The sequence below is a fragment of the Devosia sp. 1635 genome, assembly GCF_013185955.1.
Lineage (GTDB): Bacteria > Pseudomonadota > Alphaproteobacteria > Rhizobiales > Devosiaceae > Devosia.
This window is the reverse complement of record NZ_JABAOM010000003.1, coordinates 15,001-34,033: the sequence shown is the minus strand read 5'-3', so window position 1 is coordinate 34,033 and position 19,033 is coordinate 15,001. Positions and strand designations below refer to the sequence as shown.

General features: G+C 61.9%; 17 protein-coding genes (1 of these 17 cut by a window edge). 12 read left to right on the top strand and 5 right to left on the bottom strand.

Annotation, left to right across the window (positions count from 1 at the left end; all coding sequences use genetic code 11):
- Nucleotides 1–24 precede the first annotated feature (24 nt).
- Nucleotides 25–861 (bottom strand): SAM-dependent methyltransferase, encoded by an 837-nt coding sequence (locus HRU92_RS12425; protein ID WP_172125697.1) that lies wholly within the window; start codon nucleotides 859–861, stop codon nucleotides 25–27.
- An 8-nt stretch (nucleotides 862–869) separates the two neighbouring features.
- On the opposite strand from HRU92_RS12425, the gene HRU92_RS12420 reads away from it, so the two are divergent.
- The 5 genes from HRU92_RS12420 (at nucleotide 870) to HRU92_RS12400 (ending at nucleotide 4,258) form a co-directional block, all read left to right on the top strand.
- The gene (locus HRU92_RS12420; RefSeq protein WP_248307135.1) at nucleotides 870–1,706 is read left to right on the top strand and encodes a ComF family protein; all 837 of its coding nucleotides are present in this window, start codon (nucleotides 870–872) and stop codon (nucleotides 1,704–1,706) included.
- Nucleotides 1,707–1,739: 33 nt separating this feature from the next.
- Complete coding sequence (grxC, locus tag HRU92_RS12415; RefSeq protein WP_127754576.1) at nucleotides 1,740–1,994, top strand: glutaredoxin 3; 255 nt, start codon at nucleotides 1,740–1,742, stop codon at nucleotides 1,992–1,994.
- Between the two features lie 2 nt (nucleotides 1,995–1,996).
- Entirely contained in the window at nucleotides 1,997–2,848 is an 852-nt protein-coding gene (locus HRU92_RS12410; RefSeq protein WP_172125699.1) for a carbon-nitrogen hydrolase family protein, read from the top strand.
- Nucleotides 2,849–2,885: 37 nt separating this feature from the next.
- Nucleotides 2,886–3,311 carry a DUF1178 family protein gene (locus HRU92_RS12405; RefSeq protein ID WP_172125701.1) on the top strand — a complete coding sequence of 142 codons (426 nt, stop codon included), beginning with the start codon at nucleotides 2,886–2,888 and terminating at the stop codon, nucleotides 3,309–3,311.
- A gap of 77 nt (nucleotides 3,312–3,388) precedes the next feature.
- Nucleotides 3,389–4,258, top strand: coding sequence for an aldo/keto reductase (locus HRU92_RS12400; protein WP_172125703.1), 870 nt, complete (start codon nucleotides 3,389–3,391; stop codon nucleotides 4,256–4,258).
- A gap of 250 nt (nucleotides 4,259–4,508) precedes the next feature.
- On the opposite strand, the gene ilvD is transcribed toward HRU92_RS12400, so the two are convergent.
- From ilvD to ubiG, 3 genes are all read right to left on the bottom strand, one after another.
- Complete coding sequence (gene ilvD, locus HRU92_RS12395; protein WP_172125705.1) at nucleotides 4,509–6,362, bottom strand: dihydroxy-acid dehydratase; 1,854 nt, start codon at nucleotides 6,360–6,362, stop codon at nucleotides 4,509–4,511.
- Between the two features lie 150 nt (nucleotides 6,363–6,512).
- Nucleotides 6,513–6,959 (bottom strand): hypothetical protein, encoded by a 447-nt coding sequence (locus tag HRU92_RS12390; protein WP_172125707.1) that lies wholly within the window; start codon nucleotides 6,957–6,959, stop codon nucleotides 6,513–6,515.
- 49 nt (nucleotides 6,960–7,008) lie between these two features.
- On the bottom strand, nucleotides 7,009–7,746 hold the full coding sequence (gene ubiG, locus HRU92_RS12385; RefSeq protein WP_172125709.1) for a bifunctional 2-polyprenyl-6-hydroxyphenol methylase/3-demethylubiquinol 3-O-methyltransferase UbiG: 738 nt from the start codon (nucleotides 7,744–7,746) through the stop codon (nucleotides 7,009–7,011).
- 216 nt (nucleotides 7,747–7,962) lie between these two features.
- On the opposite strand from ubiG, the gene HRU92_RS12380 reads away from it, so the two are divergent.
- From HRU92_RS12380 to HRU92_RS12350, 7 genes are all read left to right on the top strand, one after another.
- Nucleotides 7,963–9,228 carry an aspartate kinase gene (locus HRU92_RS12380; protein WP_172125751.1) on the top strand — a complete coding sequence of 422 codons (1,266 nt, stop codon included), beginning with the start codon at nucleotides 7,963–7,965 and terminating at the stop codon, nucleotides 9,226–9,228.
- 62 nt (nucleotides 9,229–9,290) lie between these two features.
- Nucleotides 9,291–11,558: a phosphoenolpyruvate--protein phosphotransferase gene (ptsP, locus tag HRU92_RS12375; protein ID WP_172125752.1), complete on the top strand. Its 2,268-nt coding sequence runs from the start codon at nucleotides 9,291–9,293 to the stop codon at nucleotides 11,556–11,558.
- 33 nt (nucleotides 11,559–11,591) lie between these two features.
- Nucleotides 11,592–12,668, top strand: a complete 1,077-nt coding sequence (gene prfA / locus HRU92_RS12370; RefSeq protein ID WP_173088260.1) for a peptide chain release factor 1 — start codon at nucleotides 11,592–11,594, stop codon at nucleotides 12,666–12,668.
- A complete protein-coding gene (gene prmC / locus HRU92_RS12365; RefSeq protein ID WP_282567769.1) occupies nucleotides 12,665–13,558 on the top strand; it encodes a peptide chain release factor N(5)-glutamine methyltransferase in 894 nt (297 codons plus the stop codon). Before prfA ends, prmC begins: the two co-directional genes overlap by 4 nt.
- Before the next feature lie 316 nt (nucleotides 13,559–13,874).
- Nucleotides 13,875–14,639: a DUF4167 domain-containing protein gene (locus HRU92_RS12360; RefSeq protein WP_173088258.1), complete on the top strand. Its 765-nt coding sequence runs from the start codon at nucleotides 13,875–13,877 to the stop codon at nucleotides 14,637–14,639.
- Nucleotides 14,640–14,886: 247 nt separating this feature from the next.
- A complete protein-coding gene (gene clpB, locus HRU92_RS12355) occupies nucleotides 14,887–17,505 on the top strand; it encodes an ATP-dependent chaperone ClpB (RefSeq protein ID WP_172125715.1) in 2,619 nt (872 codons plus the stop codon).
- 91 nt (nucleotides 17,506–17,596) lie between these two features.
- Nucleotides 17,597–17,938: a VOC family protein gene (locus tag HRU92_RS12350; RefSeq protein ID WP_172125717.1), complete on the top strand. Its 342-nt coding sequence runs from the start codon at nucleotides 17,597–17,599 to the stop codon at nucleotides 17,936–17,938.
- 18 nt (nucleotides 17,939–17,956) lie between these two features.
- On the opposite strand, the gene HRU92_RS12345 is transcribed toward HRU92_RS12350, so the two are convergent.
- Nucleotides 17,957–19,033 carry the 3' portion of a M23 family metallopeptidase gene (locus HRU92_RS12345; RefSeq protein ID WP_172125719.1) on the bottom strand. 897 nt of this gene lie beyond the right edge of the window, so 1,077 of the gene's 1,974 nt are visible here — the last part of the coding sequence; its start codon lies off the right edge, out of view; it ends in the stop codon at nucleotides 17,957–17,959.

Below are 19,033 nucleotides of genomic sequence, written 5' to 3'. Positions count from 1 at the left end.
GCTGGCCCTTTTTTGTTTAGGCAGCTATTTTCCCCCGGCGAGGACGTCGCGGAGCTTGGTGGTCGCACTGCCGGGTTTGAGCGGCTGTTGCTGGGACGCGTGCGGAGCCCAACCGGAAAGCCAGATGATTTCAAGCGTCGCCCGGATCCGGCCGTCCGGGTCGGCATCACGGCTGGCATAAGCTTCGGCCGCTGCAGCCAAAAGGGTTCGGGTGGCGGGCAGGCGGGAGCGATCGGCAAGGGGGTTGCTGGCACCGAGGCCCTTGAGCTCGGCCATCAGGGCCAAGGCATGGGGGTAGCGCACAATGTGGGTTTCCACATCGGCGACGGGCAAGGCCAGCCCGGCCCGCTGCAACAATGCTCCGGCATCACGCACCTGGACGAACGGCGCTACTCGGGCAGAGGCGCCGCCCTGCACGCTGGCGTCAGCCGACAAAAAGGCTTCGCGCAACTCAGTCAGGGTTTCCCCGCCCAGCGCGGCAGCCAGCAGCAAGCCATCGGGCGCCAGCTTGGCCCGCAGGCGCGCCAGATATCCCGGCACGTCGTTGACGCACTGCAGATGCAGCAGCGAAACGATCAGGTCGTAGTTGTCCCCCTCTATTTCGGGCAACTCTCCGGCTGATGTGAAAGCAGGCAAGCGCTGGAAGGAAAAACTGCCTTGCCCGCTTTGCCCGAACGCCGGGAGCTTGTCAGGATCTGGACCGATGATGAGGGCCCGGCTGAACGGGCGCAGCAGTGTCGCCAGGCGATCCTCCAGGTCACCCAGAACCAAGGTGGTGACGAAGTCCGGTTCGGTGCTGTTCCGGCGATCCAGATGCAGACGGATCAGCCCTGGGTCAAAAATCTGCGGAGGCGCTTGCATGGAGGGTCTTGCAGCCGGAGCGGGAAGGGGCACTACTAGCCTATATGGAGAGCCAGGAGCCCAGTGTCAAAAGCCAATGGCTGGCGCGAGGTGCCGTTGCCGGCATGCGTTGGCTCGGCCTTGCCGTGCTGGATCAGCTCTACCCGCCCGTTTGCCTGCGATGCGAGGCGCCAACGGCGCACAGCGATGGCCTTTGTGCAGGATGCTTTGCCCAACTGCGCCCGATCAGCGCGCCGCTTTGCCCGCGGCTCGGAATTCCGTTTGAGTTTTCCCTCGGCGCCGACGCAGTTTCAGCCGAAGCGCTCGCCGACCCCCCACCCTTTGAGCGAGCCCGTGCAGCGGTAGTCTATAACGAGGTGGCGCGCACGCTGGTATCGCGCCTTAAATATGGTGACCGGCCGGAGTTGGCAAAATTCTGCGCGCGGCTGATGGCCAGTGCCGGGCACGAACTCTGGGCGGGGAAGCCAGCAGTGCTGGTGCCGGTGCCGCTGCATCGGCGGCGCCAGCGCGAGCGGCGCTATAATCAATCCGCAGAGCTGGCGCTGCACTTGTCGCGGCTCACCGGCGTTGTAGCTGATCTCAGCCTTGTCAGCCGCATCAAGCCGACGCGCCAACAGGTGGGCCTATCCAGCACTGGGCGGCTGCGCAACGTCCAGGGGGCATTTGCCGTTCATCCAGACCTGCCGGTCCGGCTCGCGGGACGCCGTGTGGTGCTGGTGGACGATGTTTATACCACCGGAGCCACGACCAAAGCGGTTACGCGGGTCTTGCTGCGCGCCGGGGTCGAGCAGGCGGATGTGATCACCTTCGCACGCGTTGTTGTTGGCGAGGAAGAGCCCATATAAGGGTGACAGAAACTATTCTAGGAGCCAGAGCCCATGGCCAAGATTGAAATTTATACCACCCCGACCTGCCCGTATTGCCACGCTGCCAAGTCGCTGCTGCGTGAAAAGGGCGCCGAGTTCACCGAGATCACGGTGCTCGATCCCGACCTGCGCGCCAAGATGACCGAGCGGGCGCATGGCCGCCGGACCGTGCCGCAGATCTTTATCGGGGAAACCCATGTGGGCGGCTATGACGATATGGCCGCGCTCGATCGTCAAGGCGGCCTCGATCCTCTGCTGGCCCAGTGATCATGAAAATTGCCGCCATTCAGATGCAGTCCGGGCTTGACCCGGATGCCAATCTTGCTGCGCTCGAACCGCTTCTGTCCGAGGCGGTTCAGGCCGGTGCGCAATATGCACTGACACCGGAAGTCACGCTGATCTTTCCCGAAAGCCGGGATCAACTGCGTTCAGTGGCTGCGCCCTATGAGGGCCACCCGCAACTGGCGCGCGTGGGCGAATTGGCGCGCAAGCACGCCATTCATGTTCATATCGGCTCGCTGCCTATTCCGCTTGAGGACGGACGCTTTGCCAATCGCTCAGTGCTGTTCAGCCCGGATGGCAAGGTGGTGGCGCAATACGACAAGATCCATCTTTTTGACGCCGATATCGTGGGGCTCAATGCTTATCGCGAAAGCGCTACCTACAAGGGGGGCGAGCAGGCGGTGACGGCGCCGCTGGGCGAGTTTACGCTCGGTTTTTCGATCTGCTACGATATGCGCTTTCCCCGGCTCTACAATGCTCTGGCCAATGCCGGAGCCAATCTGCTTGCGGTCCCGGCAGCCTTTACGGTGCCAACAGGGCAAGCCCATTGGGAAGTGCTGCTGCGGGCGCGCGCCATTGAAACGGGCTCCTATGTTATTGCCGCCGCGCAAGGCGGGCAGCACGAGAATGGGCGCGCCACTTACGGGCACTCGATGATTATCGACCCATGGGGCAAGATCCTCGTTGAACTGGCGCATGACCAGCCGGGCGTTGCAGTGGCCGAGATTGCGCTTGAGCAGGTCAAGGACGCGCGCCGGCGCGTTCCGGCGCTGCAGAACGCCCGAGACTTTGTTGTCGGCAGCGGATTGCCCGCGGCCGGTGCTAACCTATATCCTTGAACGAAAGGGCCGCATTTCTGCGGGCCAGGAACCAGCATTGATCCAGTATTCTCTTCAGTGTGAACAGGGCCATCAGTTTGAGGCCTGGTTCAAGAGCGCGGCTGCCTTTGACGAGCAGCAGGAGCGCGGCATTGTCGGCTGCGCCGTTTGTGGATCCACCCAAGTCTCCAAAGCGCTGATGGCGCCCGCGGTGTCCCGTGCGGGCAGCGACAAAGTCGTGGTGTCGAGCATGCGCCCCGATATGGTGCGCTTCAGGGAGATGCTGCGCCAGTTCCGGCAAAAGGTGACGAGCGAAGCCGACTATGTGGGTGATCACTTTGCCGAGGAAGCGCGCAAGATTCACTTCGAGGAAGTCGAGCCGCGCGGGATCTATGGCGAGGCGACGCGCGAGGAAGTCATCAGCCTGCATGAAGAGGGTATCGAGTTCATGCCGTTGCCCGAGTTGCCCGAAAAACAGAACTAGGTCACGCCTCGCTGCGTTGTCGATCAGCCGCAAGAATTCCGGCGCCATTCCGGCGCAGCGACAACGGAGATCACAACATGACTACACTCGACGCAGCCCAATCGGGCAGCTTTGCCATTGGCGGAGACCTCGAGGTCAATCGCTTGGGCTTTGGCGCCATGCGCATCACCGGCAAGGGGATCTGGGGCCCGCCCGAGGATCCGCAGGAGGCAAAGGCAACCTTGCGGCGACTGCCCGAGATCGGCGTCAACTTCATCGATACGGCCGAAAGCTACGGACCCTATATCAGCGAAGAGCTGATCGGAGAGGTGCTGGCGCCCTATGACAAGGGTACGATCGTAGCGACCAAGAGCGGCTTGACCCGCACCGGCCCAGATGTCTGGCCGCCACTCGGCCGGCCTGAGTTCTTGCGACAGGGCGCGATTTTGAGCCTGCGCCGCCTGAAGATCGAGGTCATCGATCTGTGGCAGTTGCACCGCATTGACGCCAAGGTCCCCAGCGCCGACCAATTCGGCGAGATCGCCAAGCTGCAACAGGAAGGCATCATCCGGCATGCCGGCTTGAGCGAAGTCAGCGTGGCGCAGATCAAGGAAGCCCAGCAGTACTTCAACGTCGCGACAGTCCAGAACCACTACAACTTCGCCAACCGGCAGAGTGAGGAGGTACTGGAATATTGCGAAGCCAACGGCATCGGCTTTATCCCTTGGTACCCCCTGGCGGGCGGCAAGCTTGTTGAGGGCAATCCGCAGACCCGCGCGATCATTGAAAAGCATGGCGCCTCCGCCAGCCAGATTGCTTTGGCCTGGCTGTTGAAGCGCTCGCCGGTGATGCTGCCCATTCCGGGCACCGGCAAGGTCAAGCATCTCGAGGATAATGTAGCCGCCGCGTCGATCCAGCTCAGCGACGAGGATTACGCCACCCTCGACGCGGTGGGCCAAGGCAAGTAGCGCTCGCGCCGCTGTCGCATTCAAGCCTTCGCTCCCACAAGGGGCGGGGGCTTTTTGCTGTCGATGTGGGGGAATTAAGCGGTTCGATGGGGAGGGTGGAATCCCCGCCATCGAACCTGACCAAACAGCCCTCTTGGCAGAAGACTGGATGGCTGAGGGGGTGTTAGCACCGGGGGCGCAGCCTTGTCACCCCATATTCATAATACCGCGGCGCTAAACGAAGGCGCAGAGTGGGGTCAGCAATGCGGCCCTAGTCCATCAATTTGTTGATGGCGTCAACGTCGCGAACTGCGCCCTTGGACGCGGACGTCACAAAGGCCGCATAGGCCTTGAGGGCAGTGGATACTTTGCGGTTGCGCGGCTGGGCTGGTTTCCAGCCGAGCTGGTCCTGCTCAACGCGGCGGGCCGCCAGTTCGGCATCGCTCACCAGCACATTGACCGTGCGGTTGGGGATATCGATCTCGATTATGTCGCCTTCGCGAACCAGCCCGATCGCGCCGCCTTCGGCAGCTTCAGGGGAGGCGTGGCCGATGGAGAGCCCCGACGTGCCACCCGAGAAGCGCCCATCGGTCAGGAGGGCACAGGCTTTGCCGAGCCCCTTGGACTTCAGATAGCTCGTTGGGTAGAGCATTTCCTGCATACCCGGGCCGCCACGGGGACCTTCGTAGCGGATGACGATGACGTCGCCCTCGCGGATCTCGTTGGACAGGATCGCCTTGACGGTCATGTCCTGGGACTCAAACACCCGGGCTGGCCCGGTGAACTTGAGGATGGACTCGTCCACGCCAGCGGTTTTGACGATGCAGCCATCAAGCGCGATATTGCCCTTGAGCACGGCCAGGCCACCATCCTTGGAGAAGGCGTTTTCCGCCGAGCGGATCACGCCGTTCTGGCGATCAAGATCGAGTTCAGTCCAGCGATTGGCCTGCGAGAAAGCCTGGGTGGTGCGCACGCCGCCAGGTGCGGCCAGGAAGAAGTTGCGCACGGCATCGGAATTGGTGCGCGAGATATCCCATTTGTCGAGCGCATCGCCCATGGTCGCAGCATGCACGGTGGGTTCGCTGCGGTTGATGAGGCCGGCGCGGTCGAGTTGGCCCAGAATGGCGAAGATCCCGCCGGCGCGGTGCACGTCTTCCATGTGAACATCGCTCTTGGCCGGCGCCACCTTGGACAGCACCGGCACCTTGCGCGACAAGTTGTCGATGTCGTCCATGGTGAAATCCACGCCTCCCTCATGAGCGGCGGCGAGGATGTGGAGCACGGTATTGGTGGAGCCGCCCATGGCAATATCGAGTGACATGGCGTTAGCGAAGGCTTCCTTGGTCGCGATCGAGCGGGGCAGGACCGTCTCGTCGTCTTGCTCGTAATAGCGGCGGGCGAGATCGACAATGAGATGGCCCGCTTCCTGGAAGAGGCGCTTGCGGTCCGCATGGGTGGCGAGCGTCGAGCCGTTGCCTGGGAGCGACAGACCCAGCGCTTCGGTCAGGCAGTTCATGGAATTGGCCGTGAACATGCCCGAGCATGAGCCGCAGGTGGGGCAGGCGGCTTCTTCGACGGCCTGTACTTCCTCGTCGCTATAGTGATCGTCGGCAGCCATCACCATGGCGTCGACCAGGTCAAGCGCCTGCAGCTTGCCCTTGAGCATGGCCTTGCCCGCTTCCATCGGCCCGCCCGACACAAAGACCACCGGGATATTGAGGCGCATGGCGGCATTGAGCATGCCGGGCGTGATCTTGTCGCAGTTGGAGATGCACACCATGGCGTCGGCGCAGTGGGCGTTGACCATGTATTCGACGGAATCGGCGATGATGTCGCGGCTGGGCAGGGAATACAGCATGCCGTCATGGCCCATGGCGATGCCGTCATCCACCGCGATGGTGTTGAATTCCTTGGCGACCCCGCCGGCTGCCTCGATCTCGCGAGCCACCAATTGGCCGAGGTCCTTGAGGTGGACGTGACCCGGCACGAACTGGGTGAAGCTGTTGACGACGGCAATGATGGGCTTGCCGAAATCGCCATCCTTCATGCCCGTCGCGCGCCAAAGGCCGCGGGCGCCGGCCATGTTGCGGCCATGGGTAGTCGTGCGGGAGCGGTAAGCGGGCATGATCACGGTCCTCGGAAAGCTGCGCCGGCGCGTCTAATCCCGGCGGTTTTCCGCTTCATAGACCCATTCCAAGGCGGGATCAAGGTGAACCGTACCGTACGGTACGCCCCTTGCTGTGGCTGTTGGAGGCGGTGGAGACGCAGCCATGGGCTAGTTGTTGATGCGGGTGATCGCCCAGTAGGTCTCGTCGCAGGACTCGTCAGTGCAGATGTTGGCCATCCACAGCACGCCATCGCCGAACCCGACGCCCTCGCTGGTGACGATCAGATCGGCGTAATCCTGACTGGCGAGAGCGCCGCGGGTATCTTCACTGATCAGCGTATCGAAGTTGTCCACCAGGTCCTCGGGCGCAAAGATGTCGTAGAGTTCGCCATTGGCAGCGATCTCGAACGGGTAGTTAGCCAATTCGGCAAGGGTTTGCGCCGGATCCCCCATCAGAAATGCTTCCTGTAGCGTAGCGAATGCCTCGCCAAAACCCTCTGCGTCGCCCTGAATCGTTTCGATCCTCTCGAACACGGCTTCCTCACTTTGCGCGAAAGCCGGTACGGCCAAGAGCAAGGTCAGTGCCAAAGCAGAGAAGGCTGAAGCGGAGCGCATATGAAGCCTCTAGGTAAATTCAAACAATCATCGAGAACTTCCTGCGAAGCTAGGCCGGGCGTTCGGCAAGGATCATGTAGTTGATGCCCATGTCCCGCGAGCGGCGCCATTCATCGCCGATCGGATGGTAAACCACGCCGGTTTCAGCGGTGACGCGAAGGCCGTTGCGGACCAGCAGGGTGCGGATCTCCTCGGGCGTCAGGAATTTTTTCCAGTCATGGGTGCCCCGCGGCAGCCAGCCCAGCACATATTCAGCACCGAATACGGCAAGCGCATAGGCGCGTGCGGTGCGATTGATGGTGGCCGTCAGCATCATGCCGCCGGGCCGGACCAGGTCGGCGCAGCTCTTCATGTAGAGCGGCACATTGTCGACATGCTCGACCACTTCCATGTTGAGCACCATGTCGAAGCTCTCACCTTGTGCGGCGAGCGCCTCGCTGGTGGTGGCGCGATAATCGATGTCGAGGCCGGATTGCTCGGCATGCAGCCGGGCAATGGCAATGTTGCGCTCGGCAGCATCAATACCTGTCACCGCGGCGCCAAGCCGGGCCAGAGGCTCGCAGAGAAGGCCGCCGCCACAGCCGACATCAAGAATGCGCAGCCCCTCGAAGGGGCGAACAGAGGTGCCATCCCGGCCGAAATGGGAGAGCACGTGCTCGCGGATAAAGCCCAATCGTACCGGATTGAACTTGTGGATGGGCTTGAACTTGCCAGCCGGGTTCCACCATTCCTCGGCCATCGCGGTAAACTTGGCGACCTCGGCATTGTTGATGGTAGTGTCGGTCATGGCTGGCTCCGCTTTGTCGCCCATATGGCCTCGGGAAGATGGCGGAGGCAAGACCGACGGTTCTTGGCGCGTGAGAGACCCATCCAAGCTTGCCCCCATTCCAGGGGCGGGGGCGGCAGGGCGGGATGTGCGTAGTTGATTGCTTCGCCCCTTTGTGGCATGTCGGCCCCCGATCAGAAGCGTACCGCCGGGTTCGGCACAGTCTCGGGGATCTCATTGGCCCGCATCGTCGTAAAGTTCGGTGGCACATCAGTTGCCAATGTGGAGCGCATTCGCCAGGCCGCCCGCCACGTCAAGCGTGAGGTGGAAGCCGGCAACCAGGTCTGCGTTGTCGTGTCGGCCATGTCGGGCAAGACCAATGAACTGGTGGGCTGGGTCAGCGAGGCCTCGAAACTCCACGATGCGCGTGAATATGATGCCGTCGTGGCCTCGGGCGAGCAGGTGACCGCAGGGTTGATGGCCATTGTGCTCGCGGAAATGGGCATTCCCTCGCGCTCCTTTGCTGGCTGGCAGGTGCCGATCCAGACCGATGACGCGCATGGCGCTGCCCGCATTATAGGGATCGACCCAACGCGCCTCGAGTCCTATCTGGCCGACGGGGTCGTGCCGGTGATCACCGGCTTCCAGGGTATTTCCCCGCGCGGCCGGATTACGACACTTGGGCGGGGTGGCTCGGATACCAGTGCGGTCGCCGTAGCTGCTGCGGTGAAGGCCGATCGCTGTGATATCTATACTGATGTGGACGGTGTTTACACAACCGATCCACGCATCGTGCCCAAAGCGCAGCGCCTGTCCAAGATCTCGTTTGAAGAGATGCTGGAGATGGCCTCGCTCGGCGCCAAGGTGTTGATGATCCGCTCGGTCGAGATGGCCATGGCGCACAAGGTGCCGCTCCTGGTCCGCTCCACTTTCGATGACCCCGATGCGCCCCAGCTGGCGCCCGATGGCACGCCGGGGGTGCCAGGCACGCTTGTTTGCGATGAGGATGAGATAGTGGAAAAGCAGATCGTTTCGGGCGTGACGCTCGCCAAGGCCGAAGCCAAGATTACCCTGCGCGATGTCAAGGATCATCCGGGCGTGGCTGCGGCCATTTTCGGCGCCCTGGCCGATGCGGGGATTGTCGTTGACATGATCGTCCAGAACATTTCTGACGATGGCGCGACCACCGACATCACCTTCACCGTTCCCGACAGCGAATATGACAAGGCGCTCAAGACGCTCGAAAATGCCGGCGAGCGGATCGCCTATGCCAAGGTTTCTGGCTCCAAGGGCAGCGCCAAGATCTCGGTGATCGGAGTTGGCATGCGCTCCCATGCGGGCGTGGCTTCGTCGATGTTCAAGGCCCTGGCCGACAAGGGCATCAACATCCAGCTCATCACCACATCGGAAATCAAGACCTCGGTGTTGATCGACGAGCAATATGCCGAGCTTGCGGTTCGGGCGCTCCATACGTATTACGGATTGGATAAGAAGGACGCCTGAGGCCACGGAGGAGGCCTTGGCCGCTCCTGTACAAGAGGGGCGGCTTGGGCCGTCGGGCTGATATGGGCAATTCGATTGGCGGGCCACGCGTGCTGCTGCGGCAATTGCGCGCCTGCATGGCCGAGCCGCTCGGCAGCCAGGAGCGCCTCGACAAGATTGTATCCCTGATCGCCGAAAACATGCGGGCCGATGTCTGCTCGTTTTATGTTCTGCGCGACGACGGCGCGCTCGAGCTGTTTGCCACCAAGGGACTGGCACCCGAATCGGTCCACATGACCACGCTTCGGCTCGGGGAAGGCCTCGTAGGGCTGATTGCGGCCCAGGCCGAGCCCCTTAGCCTCGATGACGCTCCCAGTCACCCCGGCTTTGCTTATCGCCCAGAGACCGGGGAAGATCCCTATTATGCGTTTTTGGGCGTTCCCGTGCTCCGGGCGGGCCAGACCTTGGGGGTGCTGGTCGTTCAGAATGCTGAGCGCCGCCACTACGGCGAAGACGAAACCGAAGCCATGCTCACCACGGCCACGATCCTGGCCGAAATGATTGCTACTTCCGATTTCGACAATCTGATCAAGCCAGGATCGGATATCGATCTGAGGCGGCCGCGCATGTTCACCGGAGTGAGTCTGACCGAAGGGGTGGCCCTAGGAACCGTGGTGTTGCACGACCCACGGGTGGTCGTGACCAACTTCATCGCCGAAGACACCGAGCAGGAGCAGCGGCGCCTCGAGCATGCGCTCGAGCAGATGCGCGTTTCGATCGATGCGATGCTCGATCATGGCGACATGCAGCCGAGCTCGGATCATCGCGAAATTCTCGAAACCTACCGCATGTTCGCCAATGACCGTGGGTGGGTGCATCGTTTGTCCGAAGCCATCGATAATGGCTTGTCGGCGGAGGCGGCGGTGGAGCGGGTGCAGAACGATACCCGCGCGCGGATGATGCGCCAGACCGATCCCTACATCCGCGATCGGCTGCATGACCTCGACGATCTGGCCAACCGCTTGCTGCGGGTGCTGACCGGGGATGGACCCGCGATGGGGGGCAAGGAGTTGCCCGACAATGCCATCCTGGTTGCGCGCAATATGGGTCCGGCCGAGCTGCTGGAATATGACCGCACCAAGTTGCGGGGCCTTGTGCTCGAAGAGGGCGGCGCTACCGCCCATGTGGCAATTGTCGCCCGCTCGCTAGGGATGGTGGCGGTTGGGCAGGCGCAATCGATCGTGTCCATGTGTGAAACGGGCGATGACATCATCATCGATGGCCCAGCTGGCGCTGTGTATCTCCGGCCCACGCCCGATATCGAGCAGGCCTATATCGACAAGGTTCGGGTGTCGGCTCGCCGACGCGCCCATTATGCCGCGCTACGCGACAAGCCCTCGATTACGAGGGATGGCGTTGAGATCACCCTTTTGCACAATTCGGGGCTCGTCGCCGATCTGCCAATGCTGGACGAGACCGGCGCTGCGGGCGTGGGGCTGTTCCGGACCGAACTGCAGTTCATGATCGCGTCCAAGCTGCCGCGCTTGCACGAGCAGGTTGAGCTTTATTCCCAAGCCATGGCGATTGCCGGCGAGCGTCCAGTCGTGTTCCGGCTCCTCGATATCGGGGGCGACAAGGTCATCCCCTATATGCGCTCCATGGCCGAGGAAAACCCGGCCATGGGTTATCGCTCGATCCGATTGGGATTGGACCGGCCCGGCTTGCTGCGCACCCAGGTTCGGGCGCTATTGTTGGCTGCGGAGGGGCGGCCGCTCAAGATCTTGGTGCCGATGGTGACCGAGACCTTCGAGTTTCGGCAGGTGCGGCTCGTCGTGCATCGCGAGATTGATCGGCTGCGTCGCGCGGGAAAGCCAACGCCGTCGCGCCTTGAGCTCGGGGCCATGGTTGAGGTGCCCTCCCTGTTGTTCGAACTGGACCAATTGCTCCCCGAGGCCGACTTCGTCTCGATCGGCTCCAATGACCTGGTACAATTTCTGACTGCTTCCGACCGGGGGAATCCCCGTGTCGCCAAGAACTATGATCCTGTCGGGCTGCCGCGGCTGCGGGCGATCCGCACGGTGGTGGACGCGGCCCGTCGGCACAATATTCCGGTGACCATGTGTGGCGAGCTGGCCGGAAAACCGGTCGAAGCGCTGGCTCTTATGGCGATCGGCATGACGCGGCTGTCCATGGGCCCGGCCTCGATCGGACCGATCAAGGAACTGGTACTCAATCTCGATCTCAAGCCAATCCGCATGTCGGTTGCGGCAGCCCTAAGTGACGGTGCAGAAGGGATTGTGATCCGCGACCTCATCAAGGAGTGGATCGACAAGCAGAACCTGCCGGTGTAACGGGCAGGTTCTCGCCACCAGCCGCGGATTACCATGCCTTCTCTTCCTCAGGACAAGCTCGACGCGCTCGAAACGCGGTTCCAGTATGTGGAAGCGGCCCTTTCGGGCGGCGCGGGACCGGACGAGTTCGTCAAGTTCTCCAAAGAGCATGCGGAACTCGCGCCTATCGTGGGCGAGATCACCGCCTACAAGAAAGCCCGCAAGGACTTGGCGGAGGCGCGCGAGCTTGCCCAGTCCGGCGACAAGGACATGGCCGAAATGGCCGAGGCCGAGATCGGCCCGCTCGAAGAGCGGATCGAAGAGTTGTTTCAAGCCATCCGAGTTTTGCTGCTGCCCAAGGACGAGGCCGACGAAAAATCCGTCATCCTCGAAATTCGCGGTGGCACCGGGGGCGACGAAGCGGCGCTGTTCGCTGGCGATCTGTTCCGCATGTATGAGCGCTATGCAGCCGGCCACGGGTGGAAGGTGACCATCATGGAAGAAAGCCCGGGGGAAGCGGGCGGCTTCAAGGAAATCATCGCCAATGTCAGTGGCAAGGGCGTTTATGCGCGCATGAAATTCGAAAGCGGCGTGCACCGCGTCCAGCGCGTGCCGGCCACGGAAGGCTCAGGACGCATCCATACGTCGGCCGCTACGGTTGCAGTTCTGCCGGAAGTCGAGGACATCGATATCGATATTCGGGCCGAGGACATCCGCATCGACACGATGCGCGCTTCAGGCGCCGGCGGCCAGCACGTCAACACCACGGACTCGGCGGTTCGTATTACCCATCTGCCCACCGGTTTGGTGGTTACTTCCGCGATGAAGAGTCAGCATCAGAACCGTGCACAGGCCATGATCGTGCTCCGCTCGCGTCTTTACGAGATGCAGCGCGAAGAGCGCGACAGCGCCCGTTCCGCTGAGCGCAAAGGGCAGGTGGGGTCGGGTGACCGCTCCGAGCGCATCCGCACTTATAACTTCCCGCAGGGTCGCGTAACCGATCACCGGATCAACCTGACACTTTATAAGCTAGACAAGATCCTGGCCGGTGAAGCGCTGGACGAGTTGATCGAAGCCTTGATCACCGAGAACCAGGCCGGACAACTGGCGGCGCTTGAGGACAACAGCTGAGCGCCTCCCCGACAGTCGGCACGCTTTGGCGCCAGTGGCGTGACCTCCTGGCTGCTGCAGGGATGGACAACGCGCAAATCGATGCCAAGCTGCTGGTGGGATGGGTACTAAACCTTTCCGCCCTCAACCTCGCGACACGCGAGCGAGAGCCCGTGGCGCCGGAGGATGTTGCGCGCGTTGGGGCTGTGATGGAGCGGCGACTTGCCGGAGAGCCTGTTGGCCGGATCATGGGCGAACGCGAGTTCTATGGCCTCGTTTTCCGTCTCAACCGCGCGACCCTTGAGCCACGGGCCGACACTGAGTTGCTGGTGGATCTGGCGCTTGGGCTGTTGCCCGGGAACGGCACCATATTGGACCTTGGCACCGGAACCGGCTGCATCCCCATTGCCGTACTGCATACCCGGCCCGATGCGAGAGGCACGGCGATTGACCTTAGCCCCGAGGCGCTCGAGGCCGCCCGCGGCAATGCAGAACGACATGGAGTGGCTGAGCGGCTTGATCTGCTGCAGGGCTCATGGTTCGAGCCACTGGCGGCAGCCAATCAAAACGGCAGGGGCAAGTTTGACCTCGTTGTATCCAACCCGCCCTATATCGAAACAGCTGAATTAGCCAAGCTCTCGCGCGAAGTACGTGAGCATGACCCTGTTCTGGCATTGGACGGAGGGCATGACGGCCTGACACCGTACCCGATCCTTGCGGCGGGGGCGCAGGACTGGCTGAAGCCGGGCGGTAATTTGCTGCTGGAAATCGGCTCCACTCAGGGAGAAGCCGTCGCTCAAATATTGCGTAGCGCCGGCTATGTTGACGTGGCAGTTCACAAGGATCTGGCGGGGCTTGATCGTGTGGTAAGCGGGCACCATCTAGGCGATAAGGCTTGCACGGCTCTGTGACGGCGCAAATTAGCGCTGGCAAATACGGGCCAAACAGGCTAGCTTATTGGTGTTGTCAGTGGCGCATCATGGGCGCCGCGGCGATAGCCACCTGATCATTGTAGCTGCAGGGCGCAGCGCGGTTCCAGCGGATTGCTGGAGCGACGCATGGTGATCCAGGGCAAGATGGCGCCGCCGCTTGACGGCTTTCGGTTTTCATGAAGCCAGATGAACCCCCAAAGACGAAGCTTGGGCTTCAACGGGGACTTGGCCTGACCTGGCGCAGCCGGTCCGCCATGAATGTGACGCTTAACTTCTAGAGTTAGAACAGCGACCAATGAGACCCAACAACAATCAGAATAACAACAAGAACCGTCCGCGCGGCCGCAACGGTGGACGCAAGCATGTGAATCCCCTCTCTCGTAACTTCGAGAGCACGGGACCCGACGTAAAGGTGCGCGGCAACGCGGCCCATATCGCGGAAAAATACATGCAGCTAGCTCGTGACGCGCAGTCGTCCGGCGACTCTGTCATGGCGGAAAACTATCTCCAGCATGCCGAGCATTATTTCCGCATCGTCGCGGCAGCACAGCAGCAGAGCAGCTTCCGCCCGGACCAGCAGGGCCAGGAAAGCGACGATTACGACGACGATATGCCCGAGATCAACTCGCGCTTTTCCTCGCCCCAGCCGGCACAGCCTCAGCAGGTCGAGAACGAAGACGCACCCGAAACCGGTGAACGCCAAGACCGGCCCGAACGCCAGGAACGGGCAGAGCGCCCCGAGCGACAGGAGCGGGGGGAACGCCAGGAACGGGGTGATCGTCAGCAGCGCCAGCGCCGGCCTGAGAATGTGGAGCGGACTGAGCCGGCAATTGAGCCAGCCGCGACGGTTGCGAGCGAGACCCCTACCGAAGAGCCGGCAGCGCCCGTTGTGGCTCAAGAAAACGAAGGCGAGGCGCGTAAGCCGCGTGAACGCCGGCCGCGCCGCCGCCGGCCAGTCGGTGGAGATGCGGGAGCTGAGGCCTCGGGCGGCGCCGAAGAAGGCAGCGTCGGGGAACTCCCCGCGTTTCTGACCGGCGGAACGCCAACGCCTGCTGAGTAAGGCGCATTAAGATCAAAAGGCCGGGTTTTTACCCGGCCTTTTTATTTGACCGTGATGAAGTGCATTAAGGCTCACTGATCCAAAGCCGCTCCCAAGCTTGCGCCTGCCCCTTTTTCCCGCCGCGGGCCTTCCTATATCCCTTGGTGAAATGGCGCTGCCCTCAGGGAGCCGGCGCACACTGACGTACGACGCTTCTTCTGGGCCAGGCTCCACCAGAGGAATGTCGGACGTTTAAGAGGAGAGTTGCATGAACATCGAGAAATATACCGAGCGGACACGTGGCTTTATCCAGAGCGCGCAGACCCTCGCGCTAGGCAGAGGCCACCAGCAGTTTACCCCCTTGCACTTGCTCAAGGTCTTGCTGGATGACGAAGAGGGAATGGCCACAGGTCTCATTGAGCGCGCCGGTGGCAACCCAAAATCGGCACGGGCAGGCGTTGAAGCAGCCCTGGCCAAAATCCCACAGGTTTCCGGTGATGCCGGACAGCTATATCTCAGCCGCGAGCTTGCTCGCGTTTTTGATACCGCAGAAAGCGCTGCCCAAAAGGCTGGCGACTCCTATGTGACCGTCGAGCGCCTGCTGCTCGCCTTGGTGGTGGAAAAAGACAATGAGGCGGGCAAGATCCTGTCCTCGGCCGGCGTCACGCCGCAGACCCTGAATGCCGCCATCGAGGAAATCCGCAAGGGCCGCACCGCTGACTCCGCCTCAGCGGAGAATGCCTATGAGGCGCTAAAGAAATATGCCCGTGATGTGACAGCGGATGTGCGCGAAGGCCGGCTCGATCCGGTGATCGGCCGTGACGAGGAGATCCGTCGCACGATCCAGGTCCTGAGCCGCCGGACCAAGAACAACCCGGTGCTGATTGGCGAACCCGGCGTGGGCAAGACCGCGATCGTGGAAGGCCTCGCCATTCGAATCGTCAATGGGGACGTGCCGGAGTCGCTAAAGAACAAATCGTTGATGTCGCTCGACATGGGTGCGCTGATTGCCGGCGCCAAATATCGCGGCGAGTTCGAGGAGCGCCTCAAGGGAGTGCTCAGTGAGGTAACCGCTGCGGAAGGCAAGATCGTCCTGTTCATCGACGAAATGCACACCCTGGTGGGCGCGGGCAAGGCCGATGGCGCGATGGACGCCTCCAACCTGCTCAAGCCCGCCTTGGCGCGTGGTGAACTGCACTGCATTGGCGCGACGACGCTCGATGAATACCGCAAGCATGTGGAAAAAGACGCCGCCCTCGCTCGCCGCTTCCAGCCCGTATTTGTGGACGAGCCCACCGTGGAGGACACGATCTCCATTCTGCGCGGGCTCAAGGAGAAATACGAGCTGCACCACGGCATTCGCATTTCGGACTCTGCCTTGGTGAGCGCGGCAACCTTGTCGAACCGCTATATAACCGATCGGTTCTTGCCTGATAAAGCCATCGACCTGATGGACGAGGCCGCCGCGCGCCTGCGCATGGCGGTGGATTCCAAGCCTGAGGCCCTCGACGAGCTGGATCGGCGCATCATGCAGCTCAAGATCGAGCGGGAAGCGCTGCGCAAGGAAACGGATGATGCCTCTAAGCTGCGGCTTGAACGCCTCGAGCAGGAGCTGAGTGGGCTGGAGGAACAGGCCCAAACGCTTTCGGCCAAGTGGCTGAGCGAAAAGGATCGGCTCCAGGTCTCCCAAAAGCTCAAGGAGGAGCTCGATAGCGCCCGCAGCCAACTCGAGATTGCCCAGCGTCAGGGTGACCTCGCCCGGGCAGGCGAGCTGGCCTATGGCGTTATTCCGGACCTGGAAAAGCGCATCAAGCTTGCCGAGGACAGCAATGGGGATGGCCAACCCGACGCCGTGATGGCTCAGGAGGTGGTGACCCCCAACCATATCGCGCAGGTCGTCTCCCGCTGGACCGGCATTCCGGTGGACAGGATGCTGGAAGGTGAACGCGAAAAGCTGCTGCATATGGAAGAAGCCCTGGGTGCTCGAGTGATCGGGCAGGCTGAAGCGGTGGCAGCCGTATCGCGGGCGGTACGGCGGGCTCGCGCTGGATTGCAGGATGCCAACCGGCCGATCGGCTCGTTCATGTTCCTCGGGCCGACCGGCGTGGGCAAAACCGAGCTGACCAAATCCCTGGCCCAGTTCCTGTTCGATGACGAAACCGCAATGGTTCGTCTCGACATGAGCGAGTTCATGGAAAAGCACTCGGTGGCGCGGTTGATTGGCGCTCCTCCGGGCTATGTCGGCTATGATGAAGGCGGGGTGCTAACCGAAGCCGTACGGCGCCGGCCATATCAGGTGATCCTGTTCGATGAGATCGAAAAGGCTCATGGCGATGTGTTCAACGTGCTGCTGCAGGTGCTCGATGACGGGCGCCTGACAGACGGGCAGGGCCGTACCGTGGATTTCCGCAACACGGTAATCATTCTCACCTCCAATATCGGAGCCGATATCCTGGTCAACGATCTGGAGGATGGCGATCCCGTCGACCTAGTTCGCGGACGCGTCCTTGATCGGGTCAAGGATACGTTCAAGCCCGAATTCCTGAACCGGCTGGACGAGATCCTGCTGTTCCACCGGCTGGGGCGTGAGCATATGGGCGCCATTGTCGATATCCAGTTCGCGCGGCTTAAGAAGCTGGTCAAGGACCGTGACATCGATCTTGAGCTTACGCCGCGTGCTCGTGATTGGCTTGCTTGGGAAGGGTACGAGCCCGCCTATGGGGCGCGCCCGTTGAAGCGGGTGATCCAGCGTGCCGTGCAAGATCCGCTAGCCGACGAAATCCTCGCCGGCCGGATCAATGATGGCGACCGGGTAGTGGTGGATGCGGATGATGAGGGTATTCACTTGCTGCCGGGCGGTGAACCCGCAACCGAAGCGGCCGCGTGAGCAACCTAAAAGCGGTAAAGGCCGGTCGAGAGACCGGCCTTTGCGTTTGTCCCGGCTGCGACCATAATGGAAACTGAACGGGGGCCGCACGATGACCGACCACATCGACTACATCGAGTTTCCGACTTCCAATCGCGCCGCCACTACCGCCTTTTTTCAGGCGGCATTTGGGTGGGGCAGCCTGGCTTTTGGTTCCGACTATGCCGCCCTGCAGGATGCGGGGATCGAGGGTGGAGTGGATCAAGCTCCCGAGCGCTCTGCCTCAACAATGGCGATTGTTCGCACCGATGATCTCGATGCGGCCGAAGCCCGAGTGCGGGCTGCGGGCGGAACCATCACTCGCGCTCCTTTCGACTTTCCTGGCGGACGGCGCTTTCACTTCCGTGAACCGGGAGGCAATGAAATGGCCGTCTGGGTCGTACGGCCGGAGTGAGGCGCCGCGTCGGCGGGATCAGTTCACCGCTGCGACCGTTACCGGTGCCGGTTCACGCGCCATTAGATCGTTGATCTGGGCAATGGTCTGCTGGAACTCCGCTTCAAACTGGCTTGGCAGCGTATTTTCCCGGGGGAGCTTGACGCTGAGAGGGTCCACCAGATTGCCGTTGATCAGGATCTCGAAGTGCAAATGCGGCCCAGTGGAATTGCCGGTCGATCCGACAAAGCCGATGACCTGTCCCTGGCGCACCCTCACGCCCGGCTTCATGCCATCGGCAAAGCGCGACATGTGGCCATAGGCGGTTTCATAGCCATTCACATGCTTGATCTCAACCTTGTTGCCATAGCCCGATTGCCATTTGGCATACTCGATAACGCCATCACCCGCCGCATAGATCGGGGTGCCCGAGCGGGCGGCAAGATCGACGCCGGTGTGCAGACGGCGGCTCTTGAAGATCGGGTGAACGCGATAACCAAAGCGCGACCGCAAGGTGCCGCCGCCTTCAAGCGGCCGTCGGGACAAGAAGCGCTTGCCGGTTTCTCCGGTGGGGTCATAAAAATCCACGACACCGTCCCCCGTCATGAACCGGTAGAGCTGGCGCGTCGTGCTTCCGAGAGTGAGGCCGACATAAAGCAGTTCAGTGCGCCCTTCGGCGTCCGGCGCGCTCTTGAGGATCTCGATCCCGTCTCCTGCACTGATCTTCTTGTTCATGTCGACGTCATAGGCGAACATGCCGATGATGCGGGCAATCGTGGGGTCGTCCAGATCGTGCTTGCGGCCGGTTTCCCAGATCGAGCGGTAGACGCTGGGCAGGTTGGCGACGTTGATCTCTTCAGCGTCTTCCTCGGGAAACTCGACAAAATCGGGCTCGAGGCCCACGACATATTGGCCGGTATCGGTCAGCGCTACGGTAGCAATATGAGGGCTGATGCCTTCCTTGCCGCCGGCGGGGCGATATATGCTCATGCGATACGGCACAAGGCTTTTGGACTCGCGCGTCAGCGGACCGTAAAGAATACGCAAGCGGATACCCGCCGGCATGCCCGAAGCGGGCACGAGGTTCTGCAGCGTGTTTTCAACCATGGCGATTTG

Excerpts from the sequence above, each read along its gene's own strand:
- ubiG (WP_172125709.1), bottom strand. The coding sequence starts at position 7,746 with ATGACCGACACTACCATCAACAATGCCGAGGTCGCCAAGTTTACCGCG.
- HRU92_RS12425 (WP_172125697.1), bottom strand. The coding sequence starts at position 861 with ATGCAAGCGCCTCCGCAGATTTTTGACCCAGGGCTGATCCGTCTGCAT.
- grxC (WP_127754576.1), top strand. The coding sequence starts at position 1,740 with ATGGCCAAGATTGAAATTTATACCACCCCGACCTGCCCGTATTGCCAC.
- HRU92_RS12390 (WP_172125707.1), bottom strand. The coding sequence starts at position 6,959 with ATGCGCTCCGCTTCAGCCTTCTCTGCTTTGGCACTGACCTTGCTCTTG.
- HRU92_RS12360 (WP_173088258.1), top strand. The coding sequence starts at position 13,875 with ATGAGACCCAACAACAATCAGAATAACAACAAGAACCGTCCGCGCGGC.
- ptsP (WP_172125752.1), top strand. The coding sequence starts at position 9,291 with ATGGGCAATTCGATTGGCGGGCCACGCGTGCTGCTGCGGCAATTGCGC.
- HRU92_RS12400 (WP_172125703.1), top strand. The coding sequence starts at position 3,389 with ATGACTACACTCGACGCAGCCCAATCGGGCAGCTTTGCCATTGGCGGA.
- HRU92_RS12410 (WP_172125699.1), top strand. The coding sequence starts at position 1,997 with ATGAAAATTGCCGCCATTCAGATGCAGTCCGGGCTTGACCCGGATGCC.
- prfA (WP_173088260.1), top strand. The coding sequence starts at position 11,592 with ATGCCTTCTCTTCCTCAGGACAAGCTCGACGCGCTCGAAACGCGGTTC.
- ilvD (WP_172125705.1), bottom strand. The coding sequence starts at position 6,362 with ATGCCCGCTTACCGCTCCCGCACGACTACCCATGGCCGCAACATGGCC.
- clpB (WP_172125715.1), top strand. The coding sequence starts at position 14,887 with ATGAACATCGAGAAATATACCGAGCGGACACGTGGCTTTATCCAGAGC.
- HRU92_RS12350 (WP_172125717.1), top strand. The coding sequence starts at position 17,597 with ATGACCGACCACATCGACTACATCGAGTTTCCGACTTCCAATCGCGCC.